The 22,836-nt window shown below is 71.2% G+C and carries 20 protein-coding genes; 14 read left to right on the forward strand and 6 right to left on the reverse strand.

Annotated features, from left to right (window positions below; all coding sequences use genetic code 11):
• Window positions 1-52: 52 nt before the first annotated feature.
• Together dnaN and dnaA are read right to left on the reverse strand one after the other, a co-directional pair.
• Window positions 53-1,201, reverse strand: coding sequence for a DNA polymerase III subunit beta (dnaN, locus tag ACE3UN_RS12525; RefSeq protein ID WP_374675290.1), 1,149 nt, complete (start codon window positions 1,199-1,201; stop codon window positions 53-55).
• Window positions 1,202-1,463: 262 nt separating this feature from the next.
• Window positions 1,464-2,999 carry a chromosomal replication initiator protein DnaA gene (dnaA, locus tag ACE3UN_RS12530; RefSeq protein ID WP_374675291.1) on the reverse strand — a complete coding sequence of 512 codons (1,536 nt, stop codon included), beginning with the start codon at window positions 2,997-2,999 and terminating at the stop codon, window positions 1,464-1,466.
• A 434-nt stretch (window positions 3,000-3,433) separates the two neighbouring features.
• On the opposite strand from dnaA, the gene rpmH reads away from it, so the two are divergent.
• From rpmH to ACE3UN_RS12560, 6 genes are all read left to right on the forward strand, one after another.
• Window positions 3,434-3,571 (forward strand): 50S ribosomal protein L34, encoded by a 138-nt coding sequence (rpmH, locus tag ACE3UN_RS12535; RefSeq protein WP_324158085.1) that lies wholly within the window; start codon window positions 3,434-3,436, stop codon window positions 3,569-3,571.
• A gap of 217 nt (window positions 3,572-3,788) precedes the next feature.
• A complete protein-coding gene (locus ACE3UN_RS12540; RefSeq protein ID WP_374675292.1) occupies window positions 3,789-4,106 on the forward strand; it encodes a ribonuclease P protein component in 318 nt (105 codons plus the stop codon).
• The gene (gene yidD / locus ACE3UN_RS12545; RefSeq protein ID WP_374675293.1) at window positions 4,103-4,468 is read left to right on the forward strand and encodes a membrane protein insertion efficiency factor YidD; all 366 of its coding nucleotides are present in this window, start codon (window positions 4,103-4,105) and stop codon (window positions 4,466-4,468) included. The genes ACE3UN_RS12540 and yidD overlap by 4 nt, the downstream gene beginning before the upstream one ends.
• A complete protein-coding gene (gene yidC / locus ACE3UN_RS12550; RefSeq protein WP_374675294.1) occupies window positions 4,465-6,156 on the forward strand; it encodes a membrane protein insertase YidC in 1,692 nt (563 codons plus the stop codon). Before yidD ends, yidC begins: the two co-directional genes overlap by 4 nt.
• Window positions 6,157-6,260: 104 nt before the next feature.
• Window positions 6,261-7,679, forward strand: coding sequence for a tRNA uridine-5-carboxymethylaminomethyl(34) synthesis GTPase MnmE (mnmE, locus tag ACE3UN_RS12555; protein ID WP_374675328.1), 1,419 nt, complete (start codon window positions 6,261-6,263; stop codon window positions 7,677-7,679).
• A gap of 174 nt (window positions 7,680-7,853) precedes the next feature.
• On the forward strand, window positions 7,854-8,321 hold the full coding sequence (locus ACE3UN_RS12560) for a cyclic nucleotide-binding domain-containing protein (RefSeq protein ID WP_374675295.1): 468 nt from the start codon (window positions 7,854-7,856) through the stop codon (window positions 8,319-8,321).
• Window positions 8,322-8,333: 12 nt separating this feature from the next.
• Here the strand turns inward: ACE3UN_RS12560 and ACE3UN_RS12565 are convergent, their stop codons facing one another.
• Window positions 8,334-10,331 carry a cation:proton antiporter gene (locus ACE3UN_RS12565; protein WP_374675296.1) on the reverse strand — a complete coding sequence of 666 codons (1,998 nt, stop codon included), beginning with the start codon at window positions 10,329-10,331 and terminating at the stop codon, window positions 8,334-8,336.
• Window positions 10,332-10,471: 140 nt separating this feature from the next.
• On the opposite strand from ACE3UN_RS12565, the gene ACE3UN_RS12570 reads away from it, so the two are divergent.
• From ACE3UN_RS12570 to ACE3UN_RS12585, 4 genes are read left to right on the forward strand one after another with little or no spacing between them, the layout of a single operon-like run.
• Window positions 10,472-11,461, forward strand: coding sequence for an SIS domain-containing protein (locus tag ACE3UN_RS12570; protein WP_374675297.1), 990 nt, complete (start codon window positions 10,472-10,474; stop codon window positions 11,459-11,461).
• On the forward strand, window positions 11,461-12,036 hold the full coding sequence (locus ACE3UN_RS12575; protein WP_374675298.1) for a KdsC family phosphatase: 576 nt from the start codon (window positions 11,461-11,463) through the stop codon (window positions 12,034-12,036). Before ACE3UN_RS12570 ends, ACE3UN_RS12575 begins: the two co-directional genes overlap by 1 nt.
• A gap of 22 nt (window positions 12,037-12,058) precedes the next feature.
• Entirely contained in the window at window positions 12,059-12,772 is a 714-nt protein-coding gene (gene lptC, locus ACE3UN_RS12580; protein WP_374675299.1) for an LPS export ABC transporter periplasmic protein LptC, read from the forward strand.
• On the forward strand, window positions 12,769-13,578 hold the full coding sequence (locus tag ACE3UN_RS12585; RefSeq protein WP_374675300.1) for an SDR family oxidoreductase: 810 nt from the start codon (window positions 12,769-12,771) through the stop codon (window positions 13,576-13,578). Before lptC ends, ACE3UN_RS12585 begins: the two co-directional genes overlap by 4 nt.
• A gap of 119 nt (window positions 13,579-13,697) precedes the next feature.
• On the opposite strand, the gene ACE3UN_RS12590 is transcribed toward ACE3UN_RS12585, so the two are convergent.
• Window positions 13,698-14,177, reverse strand: coding sequence for an RNA recognition motif domain-containing protein (locus ACE3UN_RS12590; RefSeq protein ID WP_374675301.1), 480 nt, complete (start codon window positions 14,175-14,177; stop codon window positions 13,698-13,700).
• A gap of 278 nt (window positions 14,178-14,455) precedes the next feature.
• Between ACE3UN_RS12590 and ACE3UN_RS12595 the strand changes: the two genes are divergently transcribed.
• The 4 genes from ACE3UN_RS12595 (at window position 14,456) to ACE3UN_RS12610 (ending at window position 19,717) form a co-directional block, all read left to right on the forward strand.
• A complete protein-coding gene (locus tag ACE3UN_RS12595) occupies window positions 14,456-15,097 on the forward strand; it encodes a MarC family protein (RefSeq protein ID WP_374675302.1) in 642 nt (213 codons plus the stop codon).
• Window position 15,098: 1 nt separating this feature from the next.
• On the forward strand, window positions 15,099-16,808 hold the full coding sequence (locus ACE3UN_RS12600; RefSeq protein ID WP_374675303.1) for a GMC family oxidoreductase: 1,710 nt from the start codon (window positions 15,099-15,101) through the stop codon (window positions 16,806-16,808).
• A 334-nt stretch (window positions 16,809-17,142) separates the two neighbouring features.
• Window positions 17,143-17,901, forward strand: coding sequence for a sulfite exporter TauE/SafE family protein (locus ACE3UN_RS12605; RefSeq protein WP_374675304.1), 759 nt, complete (start codon window positions 17,143-17,145; stop codon window positions 17,899-17,901).
• Between the two features lie 115 nt (window positions 17,902-18,016).
• A complete protein-coding gene (locus ACE3UN_RS12610; protein WP_374675305.1) occupies window positions 18,017-19,717 on the forward strand; it encodes an AMP-binding protein in 1,701 nt (566 codons plus the stop codon).
• A 35-nt stretch (window positions 19,718-19,752) separates the two neighbouring features.
• On the opposite strand, the gene ACE3UN_RS12615 is transcribed toward ACE3UN_RS12610, so the two are convergent.
• Both ACE3UN_RS12615 and ACE3UN_RS12620 read right to left on the reverse strand, forming a co-directional pair.
• Window positions 19,753-22,005 (reverse strand): malate synthase G, encoded by a 2,253-nt coding sequence (locus tag ACE3UN_RS12615; RefSeq protein WP_374675306.1) that lies wholly within the window; start codon window positions 22,003-22,005, stop codon window positions 19,753-19,755.
• Window positions 22,006-22,050: 45 nt separating this feature from the next.
• Window positions 22,051-22,764 (reverse strand): haloacid dehalogenase type II, encoded by a 714-nt coding sequence (locus ACE3UN_RS12620; protein ID WP_374675307.1) that lies wholly within the window; start codon window positions 22,762-22,764, stop codon window positions 22,051-22,053.
• Between the last annotated feature and the right edge of the window lie 72 nt (window positions 22,765-22,836).

The following is a 22,836-nucleotide window of genomic DNA, read 5'->3' on the forward strand; positions in this document are numbered from 1 at the left end:
CTCGCGCCGCCTTGAACGCCCGCAAGGGCGTCTGCCGGGGCGCGCAGCGCCGTCAGATCCGCATGGGCATCACCACGTACTTGAAGCCTTCCTGCTCCGGCACGGTGATGAGCGCGGCCGACGAGCCGTCGTGCATCTCCAGGCGCACCATCTCCTGGCCCATGTTGGACAGCGCGTCCATCAGGTAGGTGACGTTGAAACCCACCTCGATGGACGGGCCGTCGTAGTCGATCTCGATCTCTTCCTTGGCCTCTTCCTGCTCGGCGTTGGACGAGGCGATGCGCAGGGCGCCCGGCTCGATGTTCAGGCGCACGCCCTTGAACTTCTCGCTGGTGAGGATGGCCGCACGCTGCAGGCTCGACAGCAGCGTGGCGCGGCCGAGCGTGATGATGTTCTTGTGGTTCTTGGGGATGACGCGGTTGTAGTCGGGGTACTTGCCCTCGACCAGCTTGGTCACGAACTCCATGCCCGAGAAGCTGAACTTGGCCTGGTTGCCGGCGAAGCGCATCTCGATGACGTCGTCGCCCGCGCCGGCCTTGGCGCTGTCCTTGCCCCCGTCCTTGCCACCGTCCTTGAGCAGGCGCATCAGCTCCAGCACCGTCTTGCGCGGCAGGATCACCTCCTGCTTGGGGATGTCGGCCTCGAGCTGGGCCTGGGCCAGCGCCAGGCGGCTGCCGTCGGTGGCCACCAGCGTGAGCGTCCTGCCCTCGGCCACGAAGAGGATGCCGTTGAGGTAGTAGCGGATGTCGTGCACCGCCATGGCGAAGTGCACCTGGTCGATCAGGCCCTTGAGCGTCTTCTGCGGCACGCTGAACACCGGGCCGAAATCGACCGCCTCGTTCACCAGGGGGAAGTCCTCGGCCGGCAGCGTCTGCAGCGTGAAGCGGCTCTTGCCACCCTGCAGCGTGAGCTTGGCGCCGTTGGCGCTGAGCGAGACCACCTGGTCGCCCGGCAGCGTGCGCAGGATGTCGATGAGCTTGCGCGCGCCCACGGTGGTGGACAGGCTGCCGGCGTCACCACCCAGCTCCGCGCTGGTGCGCACCTGGATCTCCAGGTCGCTGGTCGTGAACTCGATCGTCTCGCCCGTCTTGCGCAGCAGCACGTTGGCCAGGATGGGCAGGGTATGGCGCCGCTCCACGATGCCGGCCACCGCCTGCAGGGCAGTGAGCAGCTTTTCTTGTGGGGCTTTCAGAACAATCATGTCTTCCTCTTTCAGATTAGTCGTTCTGGTAGGCAACAGCGCCTTCTGTGGACAACCGCATTTTCGCCTGATTTCTCAACGATTTAGCAGGCTGGCAACGGTGTTGAGCGGGGGCCGGTTGTCGGGCGCATGAACCGACAACAACTTGCGCGGCGGGCGGCGGCCTGTGGACAGCACCGGGCTTGTTCGAAAGTTGTCCCCAGAGTTGCACGTTGACAGAGGTCCTGGCCTGCTCTAAGCCAAAAAAAAACACGAAGGGCGGTCAGCCCTTCAGCGTCTGTTCCAGCACGTGGAGCTGCTGGTTCAGCTCGGTGTTCTTGTGGCGCTCGCCGCCGATCTTGCGCACGGCGTGCAGCACGGTGGTGTGGTCACGGCCGCCGAACAGCTCGCCGATCTCGGGCAGGCTCTTCTGGGTGAGCTCCTTGGCCAGGTACATGGCGATCTGCCGCGGCCGGGCGATGGAGGCCGGCCGCTTCTTGCTGTACATGTCGGCCACCTTGATCTTGTAGAAGTCGGCCACCGTCTTCTGGATGTTCTCTACCGAGATCTGGCGGTTCTGGATGGACAGCAGGTCCTTCAGCGCCTCGCGCGCCAGCGCGATGGTGATCTCCTTGTGGCTGAACTTGGCATAGGCCAGCACCTTGCGCAGCGCGCCCTCGAGCTCGCGCACGTTGGCGCGCACGTTCTTGGCCACGAAGAAGGCCACGTCCTCGGGCATGGGCGCGCCCTCGGCGCGCGCCTTGGCCAGCAGGATGGCCACGCGCATCTCCAGCTCCGGCGGCTCGATGGCCACCGTGAGGCCGGCGTCGAAGCGGGAGGTCAGCCGCTCGTCGATGTCCACCAGCCCCTTGGGGTAGGTGTCGCTGGTCATGATGATGTGCGCGCGCTTGGCCAGCAGCGCCTCGAAGGCGTTGAAGAACTCCTCCTGCGTGCGCTCCTTGCCGGCGAAGAACTGCACGTCGTCGATGAGCAGCAGGTCCAGCGAGTGGTACTTGGCCTTCAGCTCGTCGAAGGTCTTGCGCTGGTAGTTCTTCACCACGTCCGAGATGAACTGCTCGGCGTGCAGGTACAGCACCTTGGCGTTGGGGTTGTCGGCCAGCAGGGCGTTGCCCACCGCGTGGATGAGGTGGGTCTTGCCCAGTCCGACGCCGCCGTAGATGAACAGCGGGTTGTACATCTGGCCCGGCGCGCCGGCCACGTGCAGGGCGGCGGTGCGGGCCATCTGGTTGGCCCGGCCGGCCACCAGGGTGTCGAAGGTGAGCGCCGTGTTCAGGCGGTGGCGGTTGGCGGCGGGTGGCAGGGTGGCGGCCGATCCGGGCGCCGCGGCGGGGCGGGCGATGTCGGGCCGCTCGCCGGCGGGCGCCGAGGCGTCCGGAGGCCGGGCCGGCGAGCTGCCCGGGCCCACGCCCCGCGCCGCGAGGGTGCGGGCCAGCACGTCGCCGGCCGAGGCCGGCTGGGTGGACCGGCCCAGCGGCGTGTGCATGTGCAGGGCCCTGGACGCGGCGGGGCGGGCCGGCGCGGCGGTGGCCATGCCGGTGTCGCGTGGGGCCAGGCTGAGCTCCAGCCGCACGGGCTTGCCGGCCAGGTCGCTCAGCACGTTCTCGATGCGTGCGCTGTACTGCGAGCGGATCCAGTCGAGCTTGAAGCGGTTGGGCACCCGCAGGCAGGCCACCGCGCCCGCGTCGCCGTCGTCCGTGATGTCGGCGGGGGGCAGCGGGCGGATCCAGGTGGCGAATTGCTGTTCGGGCAGCTCGGTCGCGAGGCGTTCGCAGCCGCGCTGCCAGAGGTCTAGGCTCATTGTGGACAAGTTCTTTTCGAGCGGCGCGATTCTACGCACGCTTCGGGGGGGCACGGCGGTGGTTATCCACAGTTCGTTGGGCTGGGTCAATGCCGCCGCGCGGCCACGGTTTGCGGTGCAAGTGTTTGACCGGCCACGGGTTTTTTGCTCTAATAGTGGGTTTCCCGAACCGGGCGGAATGTGCGTGGGCGCGCGAAGGCGCGTTTTTTGAGAGCACAGGCGCTTCGTTCGCACACGGGCGTGGGTGACCCCCTCACCTTGCGTGCGTCGCATGTTCGGGGGACGGGCCTGCCGGGTGGTTGCTGCAACCCCCCGACGGGCTGCACCCAGAAGACCTGAAACCGCCGCGCAAGCCGGGCTCGCCCAGCGACTGCGCATGGGGTCTCTCGCCTGGGCGGCCTGGCCGCTCCCATTTCCACCTCTGAAAACCGACCATGAAGCGCACGTACCAGCCTTCCAAGATCCGCCGCGCCCGCACCCATGGCTTCCTCGTTCGCATGAAGTCCCGCGGTGGCCGCGCCGTCATCAACGCGCGCCGCGCCAAGGGCCGCAAGAAGCTGTCCCAGGTCTAAAGCCGCTGCCATGATCGGCCGCATCGTGCGTCCGGCCGATTTCCAGCGCGTCCTGGCCACGGTGCCACGTTCGCGAAGTGCTCACTTCGCCGTTCACCACGTGAGCGGCGCGCCGTCGCTCGCCCGCCGCGCGGGCGCCGTGGCGGGCTCTGCACCGGTTGTCCCGGGGCTATCACCAGACTTATCCACAGGCGCCCCACGCCAGCGCACGCCGCCTGTGGATGACCGGCCCGCGCTGCCCGATGCGCCGGCCCCGTCCGGCCATTGGCTGGGCCTGGTGGTGCCCAAGCGCCACGCCAAGCGTGCGGTGACGCGCAACCTCATCAAGCGCCAGGTGCGCGCCGCCATGGCCGCGCATGCCGATCAGCTGCCGCCCGGCCTGTGGGTGGTGCGGCTGAAGATGCCTTTCGAGCGGAGCACGTTCACGAGCCCCGGCTCCGATGCGCTGCGCGAGGCCACGCGGGCCGAGTTGCTGCAGGTCTTTCGCCGCGCCAGCGCGCCCGAGCCGCGGCCGGCGCAGGGGCGGCGGCCATGACGCGCCCGGTGGGCCCCGGCCCGGGCCCGGCCCATTGGCCGCGCCGCGTGCTGGTCACGCTGCTGCGCGGCTATCGCCTGCTGCTCAGCCCCTGGCTGGGCAACCAGTGCCGCTTCTACCCCACGTGTTCCGTCTACGGCATCGAGGCGTTGCAGCGCCACGGTGCGCTGGCCGGCACCTACCTCACGGCCGCGCGCGTGCTGCGCTGCCACCCGTGGTGCGAGGGCGGGTGCGACCCCGTGCCCGCCGAGCGCCCACGGCTGTTCCGTCATCTGCTGCCCGGGGCCACCGCGCCCGACACGGCGGCGGCTGACGGCCCGGCTGTCCCTTCCTCCTCGGATCTGTCCAGGTCTTCACCATGACCGATATGCGTCGCACCCTGTTGTGGGTGGTGTTCATCATGTCGCTCGTCCTCCTGTGGGACGGGTGGAACAAGCACAACGGCCAGCCCACGCTGTTCGGTGCGCCCATCTCGCAGCCGCAGGCCGCGGCGTCCGCCGCCTCCGGTGCCGGCGCCGTTCCGGCAGCCGCCCAGATCGGTGCCGCCGGGGCCGCTGCGGCCCTGCCCGCCGCCGCCGCGGCCAGCGCGGTGCCGGGCGAGCGCGTCACCGTGCAGACCGACGTCGTGAAGGCCACCTTCGACAGCGTGGGCGCCAGCCTGGTGCGGCTGGAGCTCACGGCCTACCCCGACGCGCAGGACCCGTCCCGGCCCGTGGTGCTGTTCGACGAGAGCAGCAGCCGGCGCTATTTCGCCCAGACCGGCTTCATCAATGCGACGCCCGGCGCCGCCCTGCTGCCGCGCCACCTGAGCCCCTTCCAGGTGGTGCCGGGTGACCGCAGCCTGGCCGACGGCGCCAACCAGCTGAGCGTGCGCTTCGAGTCGCCGGAGATCGGTGGCGCCAAGCTGGTGAAGACCTACACCTTCACGCGCGGCCAGTACACCGTGGCGGTCAAGCACGAGCTGACCAACCTCTCCGGCGCGCCCATCCGCCCGCAGATCTACCTGCAGCTGCTGCGCGACGGCCAGCCGCCGGAGGGCCAGTCCACCTCCATGTTCTCGTCCACGGGCTTCACCTACACGGGCCCGGCCGTCTACACGGACGCGAAGAAGTTCCAGAAGGTCGAGTTCGCCGAGATCGACAAGCGCGGCCCGAACGACGCGCCCAAGCACGAGAAGACCGCCAGCGACGGCTGGGTGGCCATGGTGCAGCACTACTTCGTGAGTGCCTGGCTGCTGCCGCAGGACCAGCCGCGGGAGTTCGTCAGCGCCAAGGTCGGCCCGGACTACACCGTGGCCATGGTGCAGCCCCTGCCCGAGCTGGCGCCCGGCGCCACCGCCACCCACGCCGCCACGCTCTACGCCGGCCCGCAGGAGGAGAACAAGCTCGCCGCCCTGGCCCCGGGCCTGGAGCTGGTGAAGGACTACGGTGTCTTCACCATCATCTCCAAGCCGCTGTTCTGGCTGCTGGACCACCTGCACGGCCTGATCGGCAACTGGGGCTGGTCCATCATCGCCCTGGTGGTGCTGCTGAAGATCGCCTTCTACTGGCTCAACGCCGCCGCGTACAAGTCGCAGGCCAAGATGCGCGCCATCAACCCGCGCATCATGGACATGCGCGAGCGCCTGAAGGACAAGCCGCAGGAGATGCAGCAGGAGATGATGCGCATCTACCGCGAGGAGAAGATCAACCCGCTGGGCGGCTGCCTGCCCATCGTCGTGCAGATGCCCTTCTTCATCGCGCTGTACTGGGTGCTGCTGGCCTCGGTGGAGATGCGCGGTGCGCCCTGGCTGGGCTGGATCACCGACCTGTCCGCCAAGGACCCGCTGTTCATCCTGCCGGCGCTGATGACCGCGTCCTCGCTGCTGCAGGTGTGGCTGGGGCCCAAGGCGCCGGACCCGGTCCAGGCCAAGATGATGTGGATCATGCCGCTGGCCTTCAGCTTCATGTTCTTCTTCTTCCCGGCCGGCCTGGTGCTGTACTGGCTGGTCAACAACCTGCTGTCCATCGCACAGCAGTACTACATCAACAGGCGCCTCGGCGTGGCCTGACGCCCCCGCGCCGCCGCCCCGGAAAGCCCCGCCCGCGCGGGGCTTTCTTTCTGGGGTGGTCATGCACGTGCCACAGGCGCTGCACCACAATCTGAAGGCCCATGCTGCTCGGCCGCCACCTCGATCCCATCGTCGCCATCGCCACCGCGCCCGGTCGGGGCGCGGTGGGCATCGTGCGGGTCTCCGGCAAGGGCCTGGGGCCGCTGGCGCTGGCGCTCACCGGCACCAGCCCGGCCCCGCGCCGCGCGCACTACGGGCCCTTCCTCGACGCCGCGGGCCAGCCCATCGACCAGGGGCTCGCGCTGTACTTTCCCGCGCCCCACTCCTACACGGGCGAGGACGTGCTGGAGCTGCAGGCCCATGGCGGCCCGGTGGTGCTGCAGCTGCTGGTGGCGCGCTGCCTGGAGGCCGCGCTCGCCCCCATCGACGACGACCCGGACACGGCCGTGCTGCCCGGGCTGCGCCTGGCCGAGCCGGGTGAGTTCACCCAGCGCGCCTTCCTGAACGACAAGCTCGATCTGGCGCAGGCCGAGGCGGTGGCCGATCTCATCGACGCCAGCACCGAGGCCGCGGCGCGCTCGGCCAGCCGCTCGCTCGCCGGTGCCTTCTCTTCCGAGGTGCAGGCACTCGCGGTGGCCATCGTGAAGCTGCGCATGCTCGTGGAGGCCACGCTCGACTTCCCCGAGGAAGAGATCGACTTCCTCCAGCAGGCCGATGCCCTGGGCCAGCTGGCCCGCATCCGCGACGCGCTCGCCGCGCTGCTGGCCCGCACACGCCAGGGCGCGCTGCTGCGTGAGGGCCTGCGCGTGGTGCTGGCCGGCCAGCCCAACGTGGGCAAGAGCTCGCTGCTCAACGCCCTGGCCGGCGCCGAGCTGGCCATCGTGACGCCCATCGCCGGCACCACGCGCGACCGGGTCAGCGAGACCATCCAGATCCACGGCGTCCCGGTCCACGTCACCGACACGGCCGGCCTGCGCGACGACACCACCGACGAGGTGGAGCGCATCGGCGTGGCGCGCAGCTGGGAGGCCATCGATGGCGCCGACGCCGTGCTGTTCCTGCACGACCTGACGCGCGTGGACGACCCCGGCTACCAGGCGGCCGACGCCCAGCTGGCCCGGCGCCTGGCCCAGGTGCCGGCCGAGCGCCTGCTGCACCTGTTCAACAAGGCCGATGCCGCGGGTGCGCCCGGCGAGTTCGAGCGCGCGCGGCCCGGGCTGCGCCTGTCGGCGCGCACGGGCGAGGGCCTGCACGCCCTGCGCGATACGCTGCTGGCGCGCGCGGGCGGCCTCGGCTCGCCCGAGGGCCTGTTCATCGCCCGCACCCGCCACGTGCAGGCGCTGCGGGGCGCGGACGAGCACCTGGCGCTGGCGGCCGCCCACGCCGCCCGCTCGGACGCGGCCCTGGACCTGTTCGCCGAGGAGCTGCGCCTGGCCCACCAGGCACTGCAGTCCATCACCGGCCAGTTCAGCGCCGACGACCTGCTTGGCGAGATCTTCAGCCGGTTCTGCATCGGCAAGTGACCCGGCGGCCGCGGCGCCCGCCGGGCCGATGAATGGCGCCTGCGGGGCGACGAACGCGGGGGCATCACATTGCCCGCGACTGCCGCTGCGCCAATAATCCGACACAAATTGGTCACATCACCGCGGCCGCCAGGGAGGCAGCCGCACGGGCGCCGCCCGGAGGGAGCTGTACCCATGGCTGTCGACCACCTGCTGCAGGCCGTTCAGACGCTGAACGCCGCCGACGCGTTCCGTCCCCGACTCGATGCGTCGCAATGGCGCGTCATCGTGCCGTTCCTCCAGGAGTTCAAGCTGCGGTCCGGCGACCTGCTGATCCGCCACCGCGACGTGGACCGTGTCTGCTACCTGCTCGAAAGTGGCACGCTGCAGGTGTATGTGCCCGACGCCGGCCCCGTGCGGCGGCCCGTGGCCATCCTGCGGCCAGGCTCGGTGGTGGGAGAGCCGGCGCTGTTCACCGACACGCCGCGCATGGCCCAGGTGGAGGCCATGTCGCCGGCCGTCGTGTGGGGCCTGAGCCGGCACCGCTTCGACGAGTTCTCGCAGCGCCAGCCCGAGATGGCGGTGGAGTTCCTGCGCGCCGCCGGGGCCGTGATGGTGGAGCGCATGCGCGCCAACCTCGAGCGCGGCATGCCGGTGGTCTAGGGCGGCGGTCGCTCAGCCCGTCAGCAGCTTCGACTCGGCCACGGCCAGCGTTTCCGGCAGGCCCGACAGCACCAGCGTGTCGCCGCCGGCCAGGCGCAGGCCGTCGTCGGGCTGCACGTTGCGCCCGTCGGCGCGACGCACCGACACCACGTCCACGTCGAGCGCGTGCAGCGCCAGGTCGGCCAGGGTCTGGCCCACCGCGGCGGCGCCCGCGGGCAGGCTCAGGCAGTGCATGCGCTCCTGCTGGCGCTCCTCCACGGTGTCGTCGTCCGCGCCATGGAAGTAGCCGCGCAGCAGGCGGTAGCGCTTGTCCCGTGCTTCGCGCGTCAGGCGCAGCACCCGCCGCATGGGCACGCCCACCAGGGCCAGGGCGTGGCTGGCCAGCATCAGCGAGCCCTCCACCGCCTCCGGCACCACCTCGGTGGCGCCGGCCTCGCGCAGGCGCTCCAGGTCGCTGTCGTCGATGGTGCGCACGATCACCGGCACGTGCGGGGCATGCTGGCGCACCAGGTCCAGGATGCGCAGCGCCGACGGGGTGTCGTGGTAGCTCACCACCACGGCGCTGGCGCGCGCCAGGCCGGCGGCCATCAGGCTCTGCAGGCGCGCCGCGTCGCCGAACACCACGCTCTGGCCCGCGGCGGCCGCCTGCCGCACGCGGTCGGGGTCCAGGTCCAGCGCCATGTACGGGATCTGTTCCGGGTCCAGCAGGCGCGCGAGGTTCTGGCCGCTGCGGCCGTAGCCGCAGATGATGATGTGGGCCTCGTTGCGGATCGCCTTCTTGGCGATGGCCGTCAGCTGCACCGACTGCATCAGCCAGTCGCTGGCGGCCAGCCGCATGACGATGGCGTTGCTGTACTGCACGATGAACGGCGTGGCCAGCATCGACAGCACCATGGAGGCCAGCACGGGGCTCACCCATTCGCCCTGCACCAGGCGCTGCTGCACGCCCAGCGTGAGCAGCACGAAGCCGAATTCGCCGGCCTGCGCGAGGTACAGGCCGGTGCGCAGCGCCACGCCCGGCGGTGCCCTGAACGCGCGGGCCAGCGCCGCCACGATGGCGGCCTTGGCCAGCACGGGCAGCGTGGTCAGCAGCAGCACCAGCAGCCACTGGTCCCACACCGGCCGCCAGTCCAGCTTCATGCCGATGGTGATGAAGAACAGGCCCAGCAACACGTCGTGGAACGGCCGGATGTCGGTCTCCACCTGGTGCTTGTACTCCGTCTCCGCGATGAGCATGCCGGCGATGAAGGCGCCCAGCGCCAGCGACAGCCCCGCGTGCTCGGTCATCCAGGACAGCCCCAGCGTGACGAGCAGCAGGTTCAGGATGAACAGCTCGTCGCTCTTGCGCCGTGCCACCAGGGTGAGCCACCAGCGCATCACCTTCTGCCCGCCCACCAGCAGCAGCGCGAGCAGCACCGCGGCCTTCACGAAGGCCAGACCCAGCGCGCGCGCCATGTCGCCCGGCTCCGAGCCCAGCGCGGGGATGAGCACCAGCAGCGGCACCACGGCCAGGTCCTGGAACAGCAGCACGCCCATCACACGCCGGCCATGCTCGCTTTCCAGCTCCAGCCGCTCGGCCATGAGCTTGACGACGATGGCGGTGGACGACATCGCCATCGCGCTGCCCAGCACCACCGCGCCCTCCCAGCCGAGCTCCCATGGCCGGCCCAGCCAGGCGAACAGGGCGATGAGCAGGGTGTTGCCCAGCACGGCGCCCAGCACGGTCAGCGTCACCTGCGACAGGCCCAGGCCGAAGACCAGCGTGCGCATGCTGCGCAGCTTGGGCAGGTTGAACTCCAGCCCGATGACGAACATGAGGAACACCACGCCGAACTCGGCCAGGTAGCGCACGCCCGCGGAGTCCTTGGCCAGGGCCAGCGCGTTCGGCCCGATCAGCACCCCGACCGCCAGGTAGCCCAGCATGGGGGGCAGGCGCAGCATGCGGCACAGCACCACGCCGCCCACCGCGGCGACGAGGTACAGCAGGACGAGTTCGAGGGTGGATGCCATGGAAGGGCGAGACGGCGCAGTGGCCCGCGGCTGCATCCGGCCGGGGCGGGCTCCTAGAATCCCCCGATTCTCGCCGCTACCTGCGACGGGCTCCTCCGCCATTTCCGCTGCGGCCTGCGCACCAGGTCGCACCTGCTGCCTTGAAGACCTCCGCCGCGTCCTTCGACCCTGCCCGCGCCCTGGCCCTGGCCCGCCAGACCTTCGACATCGAGGCCGCCGCGCTGGCGGCCGTGCGCGACCGGCTCGACGGCGACTTCAGCCAGGCCGTGCAGGCGGTGCTGGCCACCACCGGGCGCGTGGTGGTGATGGGCATGGGCAAGAGCGGCCACGTGGGGCGCAAGATAGCTGCCACGCTGGCGTCCACCGGCACACCGGCCTTCTTCGTCCACCCGGCCGAGGCCAGCCACGGCGACCTGGGCATGGTGCAGCCGGGCGACCTGCTGCTGGCCATCAGCAACTCGGGCGAAAGCGAGGAGATCAACGCCATCCTGCCGGCGGTGCGCCGCCTGGGCGTGCCCCTGGTGGCCATCACCGGCCGCCTGCAATCGACGCTGGCGCGGCATGCGCAGGTGACGCTGTCGTGCGCCGTGGACCAGGAGGCCTGCCCGCTCAACCTGGCCCCCACCGCCAGCACCACCGCCCAGATGGCGCTGGGCGACGCGCTCGCGGTGGCGCTGCTGGATGCGCGCGGCTTCCGCGAGCACGATTTCGCCCGCTCCCACCCGGGCGGTGCGCTCGGCCGCAAGCTGCTGATGCATGTGCACGACCTCATGCGCACCGGGGACGCCCTGCCCCGCGTGGCGCCGGACACCGGTTTCATCGACATGATGCATGTCATGACCGACAAGGGCCTGGGCTTCGCCGTGGTGGTCGAGGCCGACCGACCGGCCGGCATCTTCACCGACGGCGACCTGCGTCGCCTGCTCGAAACCGGCGCCGACCTGCGCGCGCTCAAGGCCAGCGAGGTGATGCACCGCGGCCCCAAGCACGTGCGGGCCGACGCGCTGGCGGTGGACGCGGCCGACCTGATGGAGCAGCACCGCATCACCAGCGTGCTGGTGGTGGACGACCACGGGGCGCTCGTGGGCGCCCTCAACACCAACGACCTGCTGCGCGCCAAGGTGATCTGATGCACGCCCCTGCCCTGCACTTCCCCGCCGAGCTGCTGCTGCGCGCCCAGGGCCCGCGGCTGGGCATGCGCGCCGCGCTGTTCGACGTGGACGGCGTGCTCACCGACGGTCGCCTCTACATCGGCGAGCAGGGCGAGGTGCTCAAGACCTTCAGCACCCTGGACGGCCATGGCCTGAAGCTGCTGGCCCGTGCCGGCATCACGCCGGTCGTCATCACCGGGCGCGACTCGCCCGCCGTGCGGCGGCGCGTGGCCGACCTGGGCCTGGCCCATGCGGTGTACGGCGCCGGCGACAAGCTGGCCGCCGCCGAGCCGCTGCTGTCGCAGCTGGGCCTGGCGTGGGACGAGGTGGCCGCCATCGGCGACGACTGGCCCGACCTGCCGCTGCTCAGCCGCGCGGGCTTCGCGTGCGCGCCGGCCAACGCGCATGCCGAGGTCAAGGCGGTGGCCCACCACGTCACCACCGCGGCGGGCGGCCACGGCGCCGCGCGCGAGTTCTGCGACCTGCTGCTGATGGCGGCGGGCCGCTATGCCGAGCTGCTGCACGGCCACCTGCAGACGCTGGACGGCCGCTGAACGCCGGCTGCGCGCCCCTGCCGTGAAAGCCGAACTGCACCTGCCCGACCTGCCGGAAGTGCCGGTGGCCATCGGCGCCCCGGACCCGGCGCCGGCCGCCGCACCGGCGGCCCGCGGCCGGCGCGAGGCCTGGAGCGTCCGGCTGCGCCAGGGGCTGGGCACCTACCTGCCGCTGATGCTCATGTGCCTGCTCGCGGTGGCGACCTGGTGGCTCGTGCGCTACGCGCCGCGCCCCGCGGCCGAGACCGCGCCCGCCGTGGTGCGCCATGTGCCGGACTACACCGCGCAGCGGGCGGTGCTGCAGCGCTTCAACGCCCAGGGCCGGCTGGTGGCCCAGGTCGAGGGCGAGCAGGTGCGCCACTTCCCCGACACGGACGAGGTGGAGGTGGACACGGTGCGTGTGTCGGCCACCGCCGAGGACGGCCGACGCACCGAGGCGACGGCCCGGCAGGCGGTGGCGGCGGGCGACCAGTCCGTCTACCGGCTCGAGGGCCAGGCGCGGGTGGTGAGCACGGCAGCCGACGGCCGCACCGTGGTCATCGAGGGCGAACAGCTCCAGCTGCTGGCCACCCAGCGGCGCGTGCGTGCCGACCGGCCCGTGGTGGTGCGCCAGGGCGGCAGCGCCGTGATGGCCGACCGCCTGCTGTTCGACGAGGCGACGCAGACCCTCACCCTGAGTGGCCGCGTGCGGGCCGTGCTGCAGCCGGGCGACGTGCGCGGCCGGGCGGTGCCATGAGCACCCACACGCCGGACGCCACCGCGGGGTCACCGCTGGTGTTCATCACCGGCGCGTCCAGCGGCATCGGCCAGGCGCTGGCGGCGCGCTACCACGCCGCGGGCTGGCGGGTGGCGCTGGTGGCCCGGCGCGCCGACGCGCTGCGGGCCTGGGCCGCGGGCCAGGGCTGGGCGGCGGACACCTGGCGTGTCTTCGGCGCCGACGTGCAGGACGTGGACAGCATCGTGGCCGCTGGCCAAGCGTGCGTGGCAGGGTGGGCGCTGCCGGACGTCGTGGTGGCCAATGCCGGCATCAGCGTGGGCATGGACACGGCGATCCGGGAGGACCTGGACGTGATGCGTGACACCTTCGCCACCAACAACCTGGGCCTGGCCGCCACCTTCCACCCGTTCCTCGCGGCCATGCGGGCGCGCGGGCACGGCACGCTGGTGGGCATCGCCAGCGTGGCGGCCATCCGCGGGCTGCCGGGGCATGGCGCCTACTGCGCCAGCAAGGCGGGCGTGGTGGCCTACTGCGAGAGCCTGCGCGGCGAATGCCGGGGCTCGGGGGTGCGGGTCGTCACGCTGGTGCCGGGCTACATCGCCACCCCGCTGACGGCCGGCAACCGCTACGCGATGCCGTTCCTCATGGCGCCGGACGCCTTTGCGGACCGGGCCTTCCGGGCCATCGCCGCGGGCCGCAGCTACCGCGTCATCCCCTGGCAGATGGGCGTGGTGGCCAAGCTCATGCGGCTGCTGCCCAACGCGCTGTTCGACCGCGCCGTGGCCGGCCGGGGCCGCAAGGCGCGGCGCGGCGAAGCGGCGTAGGTGGCGTAGGTGGCGTAGGTGGCGTAAGTGGCCCCAATAGCACACAGGGCGCCACGGTTTCCCGTGGCGCCCTGTGAGGCTGGATCGGTCGCGCGGCCGGTCAGCCGGCCGCTGCGGGATCAGTAGCCGCCGCCGTAGCCGCCGCCACCACCGCCACGGTTGCCACCGCGGCTGCCGCCGCCACCGCCGTAGGGGCTGCGGCCACCGCCGCCGCCGCCACCACCGTAGCCGCCGCCACCGCCGCCGCCACCGTAGGGGCTGCGGCCACCGCCGCCACCGCCGCCGTAGCCGCCGCCACCACCACCGTAGCCGCCACCGCCGCCACCGCTGCGGAAGCCGCCCGGGCGCTCTTCACGAGGACGGGCCTCGTTCACGACGATGGCACGGCCTTCCAGGGGCTGACCGTTCATGCCGTTGATGGCGGCCTGCGCCTCCGCGTCCGAACCCATCTCGACGAAGCCGAAGCCCTTCGAGCGGCCGGTATCGCGATCCATCATGACCTTGGCGGACGTGACGGTGCCGAACTCGGCAAACGCTTGTTGCAGGGAGTCGTCACGCACGCTGTAGGCGAGGTTGCCGACGTAAAGCTTGTTTCCCATGGGGAAAGCTCCTCAATCGCTCAAAACACAAAGACCATGTGGAGCTTCAACCCAGCGTGAACCCATCAAGCGAAGGTGCCGCGTCCATACACAGCAAAACAAAGGAAGAAGCCGTGGTTCGGCATCCTCCTCAGCCCATTATGGGACCAATGTCACGGGCGCGGCAAAGCACCACGCGAACCAGTGTCGTATTTCCGCGCCGGGGTGCCGCCGTGCCTGAGGCCGCATAGGGCCAATCCCCCACGATTGAGGGGCGCGGCCTCGCCCCACAATGGCGCATGGACCTGCTCAAGCCGCTCATCGCGTTGCTCGCCATCGTCAATCCGATCGGCGTGGTGCCGTTCTTCCTGCACTTCACGCAGAACTTCAGCGCCGAGCAGCGGCGCTACACCATGCGGGTCAGCGCCACGGCGGCCTTCCTGGTGGTCTCCATCAGCGGGTTGGCGGGCCTGAAGATCATCGAGTTCTTCGGCATTTCCATCGCCAGCTTCCAGGTGGGCGGCGGGCTGCTGCTGCTGATGTCGGCCATCCACATGCTCAATGCGCAGCCGGCCGAGACGCGCGCCGAGGACGTGCATCAGGGCCAGGAAAAGGCGGACGCCGGCTCGTCCATCGCGGTGGTGCCGCTGACCATTCCGCTGCTGACCGGCCCGGCCACCATCTCCACCATGGTGATCTACGCGGAGAAGACGCGCACGCTGTGGGAGCACGCGGTGCTGGTGGGCTACGGGGTCGTCATCGGCGTGGCGAGCTACCTCGCCTTCCGCGCCTCCGAGCGCATCGCGCGGGTACTGGGCCAGACCGGCATCAACGTGATGACGCGGCTGATGGGCCTGATCCTGGCCGCGATGGCGGTGGAGCTGCTGGCCGACGGGCTCATCAAGCTTTTCCCCGTGCTCGGCGGCATCCGCCTCCCGTAGCATGGGGCTGCCCCTCGGGCGGACGACAGCCACCGTGACCCACGACATCCCCACCTACGACCACATCATCGTGGGCGCCGGCACCGCCGGCTGCCTGCTCGCCAACCGGCTGTCCGCCGACCCGTCCCGCCGCGTGCTGCTGATCGAGGCGGGCGGCGCCGACGACTACGTGTGGATCCACATCCCGGTGGGTTACCTCTACTGCATCGGCAACCCGCGCACCGACTGGCTGTTCCAGACCGACGCCGACCCGGGGCTCAATGGCCGCCGCCTGCGCTATCCGCGCGGCAAGGTGCTGGGCGGCTGCTCCAGCATCAACGGCATGATCTACATGCGCGGCCAGGCGCGTGACTACGACGGCTGGGCCGCCGAGGTGGGCGACGCCAACTGGCGCTGGGAGCACTGCGTGCCGTACTTCAGGCGCCACGAGGACCACTGGCGTGGCGAGGACGCCCTGCATGCCGCGCCGGGCTTCGACCCGACCGGCCAGCGCCCGGGCGGCGAATGGCGCGTGGAGCGCCAGCGCCTGCGCTGGGACGTGCTCGATGCCTTCGCCGAGGCGGCCGTGCAGGCCGGCATCCCGCGCACCACCGATTTCAACCGGGGCGACAACGAGGGCGTGGGCTACTTCGAGGTCAACCAGCGTGCGGGCATCCGCTGGAACGCGGCCAAGGCCTTCCTGCGCCCGGTGATGCACCGCGACAACCTGCAGGTGTGGACCGGTGCCACCGCCAGCCGCGTGCTGCTGGAGCCCGGGCCCGACGGCCGGCCGCGCGCGGCGGGCATCGAGGTGCTGCCGCTGGGCGGCGGCGCGCCGGTGCAGGCGCGCTGCCGCGGCGAGATGGTGCTGGCCAGCGGGGCGATCGGCACCCCGCAGCTGCTGCAGCTGTCGGGCATCGGTCCGGCGGACTGGCTGCAGCCGCTGGGCATCACGCCGCAGGTGGGGCTGCCGGGCGTGGGCGGCAACCTGCAGGACCACCTGCAGATCCGCGCGGTGTTCGCCGTGGATGGCGTGAAGACGCTGAACACCCTGGCCGCCAACTGGTGGGGCAAGGCGATGATCGGCCTGCAGTACGCGGCCCGCCGCAGCGGGCCCATGAGCATGGCGCCCTCGCAGCTCGGGGCCTTCACGCGGTCCGGCCCGGACCAGCCGCACGCCAACCTGGAGTACCACGTGCAGCCGCTGTCGCTGGATGCGTTCGGCGAGCCGCTGCACCGCTTCAACGCCTTCACCGCCAGCGTGTGCAACCTCAATCCCGAGTCGCGCGGGCGGGTGCGCATCACCTCGCCACAGGCGGGCGAGGCGCCTTCCATCCTGGCCAACTACCTGTCCACGCCGGGCGACCGGCAGGTGGCGGCGGATTCGCTGCGCCTGACGCGCCGCATCGCCGCGCAGCCGGCGCTGGCCCGCTTCGCCCCGCGCGAGGTGAAGCCGGGCGTGGAGTTCCAGACCGACGACGAACTGGCGCGCCTGGCCGGCGACATCGGCACCACCATCTTCCACCCGGTGGGCACCTGCAAGATGGGCCGCGACGACGACCCGCTGGCGGTGGTGGATGCGCGCCTGCGGGTGCGCGGCGTGGCCGGGCTGCGGGTGGCGGATGCCAGCGTCATGCCCACCATCACCAGCGGCAACACCAATGCACCCACGCTGATGATCGCCGAGCGGGCGGCCGAGTGGATGCTGGCCACCCCAGCGCCCGCTGGCTGACGCCGCCCTGAACCGACGGCCCGCGCCGGGACGGGGAAAGCACGGATGCCGGCGGCCGGGCGCACCCGTACAGTGCGCTCCAGCTTTCGGCCTCCGCCCCCTTGCGGTGCGCTGGCCGGGAGGGGGTCCGAGGAGACAAACACGGCCGGCCGCGGCGCACCGCCACGGCACCGGCCCGAGCCGCCGACCACCGCCGCAGCATCCCCCGCGGCCCGTGGCGAGCGCGTCGCAACACGCGTGTGAGAATGCAAAGGCGCCAGCCACCGCTGGCGCCTTTTGCTTTTCAGGGCCGGTGCCTCGCGGGTGCGGCCCGCACGCCCACAGGTCTCGCCGCTTGGAACTCGCCTTCGTCGCCGCTGCCTCGCTCCTGGCCGGCATGATCGACGCCATCGTCGGTGGCGGCGGCCTGGTGCTGCTGCCGGCGCTGTTCGCCACCTGGCCGGGCGCCACGCCCGCCACCTTACTGGGCACCAACAAGGGCGGTGCCGTCTGGGGCACGGCCTGGGCCGCGTGGCAGTACACCCGGCGCGTGGACCTGCGCGCGGCCACGCTGGTGCCGGCCTGCGCCGCCGCCCTGGCCGGCAGCTTCATCGGGGCCTGGGCCGTCACCACCGTGGACGGCTCGGCCCTGCGGCGCGCGCTGCCGCTGGTGCTGCTGGCCATCCTGGCGTACACCCTCGCGCGCAAGGACCTCGGCCGCCACCATGCCCCCCGCTTCGTCGCCGGCCGCGAGGCGGCGGTCGCCTCGGCCATCGGCGCGGGCATCGGCTTCTACGACGGCTTCTTTGGCCCTGGCACCGGCAGCTTCTTCGTGTTCCTGTTCGTGCGCACCATGGGCTACGACTTCCTGCATGCGTCGGCGGCGGCGAAGCTGCTGAACACCGCCACCAACGTCGCGGCGCTGGTGCTGTTCACCTGGAAGGGCCACGTGTGGTGGCACGTGGCGGCGGTGCTGGCGGTGGCCAACGTGGCAGGCAGCCTGATCGGCACCCGGCTGGCGCTTCAGCACGGCGCCGGCTTCGTGCGTGGCGTGTTCATCCTCGTGGTCGGCGCGCTGATCCTCAAGACCGGGCACGACGCGTTCTTGCGCTGACGCCACGCCGGTCCACGGCGCGTGGCAGGCGCCGCGCCGGCTGCGGGTTCCCGCCGATGCGGCCGGCCAGCGCGGCTGGCTACGCTGGGCGGCTCGTCGTGCAAGGAAGCCCGCCATGAACCTCTCGGATGCCCCCTTCGGTCTGCCCGTCGATCCGGCCGCGCTGGCCCTGCAGCGGCTGTATCACTGGGAGCGCACGGCACCCGACCGCATCGCGTTCACGCAGCCCATGGGCGGCGGCGTGGTCAAGGACCTCACCTGGCGCGAGGTGGGCGAGCAGGCCCGCCGCCTGGCCGGCCACCTGCAGGCGCAGGGCTTCGCGCCCGGTTCGCACATCGCACTGATCTCCAAGAACACCGCGTGGTGGCTGATCAGCGACTACGCCATCTGGATGGCCGGCCATGTGTCGGTGCCCCTGTACCCCACGCTGGCGGCCGAGACGATCCGCCAGATCCTCACGCACAGCGAGGCGAAGCTGCTCATCGTGGGCAAGCTCGACGGCTTCGAGGGCATGAAGCCCGGCATCCCTGACGGACTGCCCTGCATCGCCACGCCGCTGTCGCCGCCCAACGACTACCCCCAGTGGGACGAGGTGCTGGCCGCCGCCACGCCGGTGGCGGGCGAGCCGGTGCGCGCGGCCGAGGAGCTGTCCACCATCATGTACACCTCGGGCACCACCGGCATGCCCAAGGGGGTGATGCACAGCTTCGGCACCTTCGCGTGGTCGGTGCAGTCGGGCCTGGACCGCCTGAACATGGTGGACCAGAACACCCGCATGCTGAGCTACCTGCCGCTGGCCCATGTGGCCGAGCGCACGCTGGTGGAGCATGGCCAGCTGGCCACCGGCATGCGCGTGTACTTCGCCGAGAGCCTGGACACCTTCACGCACGACCTGCAGCGCGCGCGGCCCACGGTGTTCTTCTCGGTGCCGCGGCTGTGGGTGAAGTTCCAGCAGGGCGTGCACGCCAAGATGCCGCCCGCCAAGCTGGAGCGGCTGCTGAAGATCCCGCTGCTGGGCGGCATCGTGCGGCGCAAGATCCTCACCGCCCTCGGGCTGGACCAGTGCGTCTTCGCCGCGGGCGGCGCAGCGCCCATGCCGCCCGAGCTGCTGCGCTTCTACGACCGCCTCGGCCTGCCCATCGTGGAGGTCTACGGCATGACCGAGAACTGCGGCGTCAGCCACTCCACGCTGGTGGGCCAGCCGCGGCCCGGCACGGTGGGCAAGCCCTACCGCGGCATCCAGCACCGCATCGACCCGGCCAACGGCGAGATCCAGATGAAGAGCCCGGGCCTGATGCTGGGCTACTACAAGGAGCCGGCGCTGAGCGCCCAGGCCCTCACCGAGGACGGCTGGCTGCACACGGGCGACAAGGGCCAGCTCGACGCCGAAGGCAACCTGAAGATCACCGGGCGGGTGAAGGACCTGTTCAAGACCAGCAAGGGCAAGTACGTGGCGCCGGCGCCCATCGAGGACCGGCTCGTCATGCACACCAGCATCGAGGCCTGCTGCGTCACCGGCGCCAACCTGGGCCAGCCGCTGGGCATCGTGATGCTCAACGCCGAGGCCGTCACCCAGGCCCGCAACGGCGGCCGCGCCGACCTGGAGGCCTCGCTGGCCGCGCACCTGAAGGCGGTGAACGCGGGGCTCGACCCGCACGAGCAGCTGGACTGCCTGGTGGTGGTGACCGAGCCGTGGACCGTGGACAACGGCGTGATCACGCCCACCTTCAAGGTCAAGCGCAACCGGGTCGAGGAGCTCTACGCCACCAGCTACGAGCGCTGGGCGAACAGCCGCCAGCCCGTGCTGTGGGCTTGAGCGCCTCTTAGGCGCTCAAGCCCGGTGCAGGCGGCTCAGGCGGCCGCCTTCACCTTCAGCCGCCAGGCGTGCAGCAGCGGCTCGGTGTAGCCGCTGGGCTGCTCCACGCCCTTGAACACCAGGTCGCACGCCGCCTGGAAGGCCATGGACTCGTCGAACCGGCCGGCCATGGGGCGGTAGGCCGGGTCGGCGGCGTTCTGCTTGTCCACCACCTTGGCCATGCGCTTGAGCGTGTTGCGCACCTGGGCCTTGCCCACCACGCCGTGCAGCAGCCAGTTGGCCATGTGCTGGCTGGAGATGCGCAGTGTGGCGCGGTCCTCCATCAGGCCCACGTTGTGGATGTCGGGCACCTTGGAGCAGCCCACGCCCTGGTCGACCCAGCGCACCACGTAGCCCAGGATGCCCTGGGCGTTGTTGTCCAGCTCCTGCTGCTTCTCGGCGTCGGTCCAGCGGTCCTCGGCCACCACCGGGAAGCTCAGCAGGCCCTGCAGGATCTCGTCGCGCAGCTCGGCCGGGTCGGCGGCCTTCGCCTCCTTCTCGATGCCCTTCTGCACGGCGGCCACGTCCACCTGGTGGTAGTGCAGCGCGTGCAGCGTGGCGGCGGTGGGGCTGGGCACCCAGGCGGTGTTGGCGCCGGCCTTGGGGTGCACGATCTTCTGCGCCAGCATGCCGGCCATCAGGTCGGGCATGGCCCACATGCCCTTGCCGATCTGCGCCCGGCCGCGCAGCCCGCACTGCAGGCCCACCAGCACGTTGTTGCGCTCGTAGGCCTGGATCCAGGCGCTGGTCTTCATGTCGCCCTTGCGCAGCATCGGGCCGCCCTGCATGGCGGTGTGCATCTCGTCGCCGGTGCGGTCCAGGAAGCCGGTGTTGATGAAGGCCACGCGGTGCTTCGCGGCGGCCAGGCAGGCCTTGAGGTTGACGCTGGTGCGGCGCTCCTCGTCCATGATGCCCAGCTTCACGGTGTGGCGCGGCAGCCCGAGCAGCTGCTCGACGCGGCCGAAGAGCTCGTCGGCGAAGGCCACCTCGGCCGGGCCGTGCATCTTGGGCTTCACGATGTACACGCTGCCGCTGCGCGAGTTGCGCACCGCCTCGCCGCTGGCCAGGCGCCCATGGCCCTGCAGGTCGTGCATCGCGATGGCGGTGGTGACGACGGCGTCCATGATGCCCTCGGGGATCTCGCGCGCCGCCTCGCCCTGGCCACCCCAGAGGATGGCGGGGTTGCTCATCAGGTGGCCCACGTTGCGCACGAACAGCAGCGAGCGGCCCGGCAGCGTGACCTGGCCCTTGCCCTTGGGGGCCGTGTACACGCGGTCGGCGTTCAGGCCACGCGTCATCGTGCGGCCGCCCTTGGCGAAGGTCTCGGTGAGCGTGCCCTTCAGGATGCCCAGCCAGTTGCCATAGGCCAGCACCTTGTCCTCGGCGTCCACCACCGCCACGGAGTCCTCCAGGTCGAGGATGGTGGACAGGGCGGCCTCGACCACCAGGTCGCTCACGCCGGCCGGGTCGGTGGCGCCGATGGCCGTGCCGCGGTCGATGCGGATGTCCAGGTGCAGGCCGTGGTGCTGCAGCAGCACGGACGAGGGCTGGGCCGCGTCACCCTGGTAGCCGATGAACTGCGCTGGCTTCTGCAGCCCCACCGTGCGGCCGTCCTTGAGCGTCACACGCAGCTCGCCGCCCTGGACCGCATAGCCGGTGGAATCGACATGCGAGCCCTTGGCCAGTGGCGCGGTGCGGTCCAGCACGTGGCGGGCGTACTCGATGACCCTGGCGCCGCGCACCGGGTTGTAGGCCTCGCCATTCGGGCCGATCTTCGTGGCGCCGTCCGTGTCGGGCAGGGCGTCGGTGCCGTACAGCGCGTCGTACAGCGAGCCCCAGCGTGCGTTGGCCGCGTTCAGCGCGTAGCGGGCGTTGGTGATGGGCACCACCAGCTGCGGGCCGGCCTGCACGGCCAGCTCGGAGTCCACGTTCTTCGTCTTCACCTTCAGCTCGCCCGGGTCGGCCACCAGGTAGCCGATCTGCTCCAGGTGCTTGCGGTAGGCCTTGATCGCGCGCTTGCCGCGCAGCGGGCCTGGGTTGGCGCGGTGCCAGGCGTCCATCTCGGCCTGCAGCCGGTCGCGCTCGGCCAGCAGCGCGGCGTTCTTCGGCGCCAGGTCGTGCACGATGCGGTCGAAGCCGGCCCAGAAGTCGGCCACGTCGACGCCGGTGCCGGGCAGCACCTGCTCGTCGATGAAGGTCTTCAGCGGGGCGGCCACTTGCAGGCCGTGGACGGTGATGCGGTCGGTCATCGGAAGGTGCCTCTCGGGAGCGGGGGACAAAAAAAGGGAAAGCGGTCAGTCGGGAAAACAGCCCAGCACGTCGTGCAGGCTGCGGCCGGTGTGCGTGGGCGCGGTGCCCAGCCGGTCCAGCGGCGCGCCGCTGCGGTTGACCCACAGCGTGGTGTAGCCGTACCAGGTGGCGCCGATGGCGTCCCAGCCGTTGCTGGACACGAACAGGATGTCCCGCGCGGGCATGCCCAGCGCGGCCGGCCCGAGCGCATAGGTGGCGGGGTCGGGCTTGTAGCGGCGTGTCTCGTGCACGCTGAGCACCGGGTCGAGGAGATCGGCCAGGCCCGCACTGCGCACGGCGATGGCCAGCATCTCGGGGTCGCCGTTGGACAGGATGCCGGTGCGCACGCCGCGCGCCTTCAGGGCCGCCAGCACCGCATGGTTCTCCGGGAAGGCGGACAGATGGCGGTACTCGTTCATCAGCCGCGCGCAGCCCGCCTCGGACAAGGCCAGGCCCAGGCGCTCGGCGGCCTGGCGCAGCGCCGCGTCGGTCAGCGCCCAGAACGGCTGGTAGTGCGCCGGCCCCGCCATGGAGACCAGCCGCGTGGCGTTGATCTGTGCGGCGCGCCACTGCATCGCCAGCCGTTCACCGCAGCCCGGGAACAGCTGCTCGGCCGCGAGCGCCACGCTGTAGACATCGAACAGGGTGCCGTACGCGTCGAACAGCACGGCGCGCGGCGTGGCGGTGGGGGCGGTGGCGGCGGTGGGCACAGGCGGCATGGCAGGCATCGCCAGCGACTGTATTGCAAACTTGGATGCACATTACTGCGGTCTGAATCGATTCATTTGTGA

The organism is Ideonella sp., assembly GCF_041918995.1.
Lineage (GTDB): Bacteria > Pseudomonadota > Gammaproteobacteria > Burkholderiales > Burkholderiaceae_C > Ideonella.

Bases quoted from the DNA above. Each gene is read 5' to 3' on its own strand.
- dnaN (WP_374675290.1), bottom strand. From the start codon at position 1,201: ATGATTGTTCTGAAAGCCCCACAAGAAAAGCTGCTCACTGCCCTGCAG.
- dnaA (WP_374675291.1), bottom strand. From the start codon at position 2,999: ATGAGCCTAGACCTCTGGCAGCGCGGCTGCGAACGCCTCGCGACCGAG.
- rpmH (WP_324158085.1), top strand. From the start codon at position 3,434: ATGAAGCGCACGTACCAGCCTTCCAAGATCCGCCGCGCCCGCACCCAT.
- yidD (WP_374675293.1), top strand. From the start codon at position 4,103: ATGACGCGCCCGGTGGGCCCCGGCCCGGGCCCGGCCCATTGGCCGCGC.
- yidC (WP_374675294.1), top strand. From the start codon at position 4,465: ATGACCGATATGCGTCGCACCCTGTTGTGGGTGGTGTTCATCATGTCG.
- ACE3UN_RS12560 (WP_374675295.1), top strand. From the start codon at position 7,854: ATGGCTGTCGACCACCTGCTGCAGGCCGTTCAGACGCTGAACGCCGCC.
- ACE3UN_RS12565 (WP_374675296.1), bottom strand. From the start codon at position 10,331: ATGGCATCCACCCTCGAACTCGTCCTGCTGTACCTCGTCGCCGCGGTG.
- ACE3UN_RS12575 (WP_374675298.1), top strand. From the start codon at position 11,461: ATGCACGCCCCTGCCCTGCACTTCCCCGCCGAGCTGCTGCTGCGCGCC.
- ACE3UN_RS12585 (WP_374675300.1), top strand. From the start codon at position 12,769: ATGAGCACCCACACGCCGGACGCCACCGCGGGGTCACCGCTGGTGTTC.
- ACE3UN_RS12590 (WP_374675301.1), bottom strand. From the start codon at position 14,177: ATGGGAAACAAGCTTTACGTCGGCAACCTCGCCTACAGCGTGCGTGAC.
- ACE3UN_RS12595 (WP_374675302.1), top strand. From the start codon at position 14,456: ATGGACCTGCTCAAGCCGCTCATCGCGTTGCTCGCCATCGTCAATCCG.
- ACE3UN_RS12600 (WP_374675303.1), top strand. From the start codon at position 15,099: ATGGGGCTGCCCCTCGGGCGGACGACAGCCACCGTGACCCACGACATC.
- ACE3UN_RS12610 (WP_374675305.1), top strand. From the start codon at position 18,017: ATGAACCTCTCGGATGCCCCCTTCGGTCTGCCCGTCGATCCGGCCGCG.
- ACE3UN_RS12615 (WP_374675306.1), bottom strand. From the start codon at position 22,005: ATGACCGACCGCATCACCGTCCACGGCCTGCAAGTGGCCGCCCCGCTG.
- ACE3UN_RS12620 (WP_374675307.1), bottom strand. From the start codon at position 22,764: ATGCCGCCTGTGCCCACCGCCGCCACCGCCCCCACCGCCACGCCGCGC.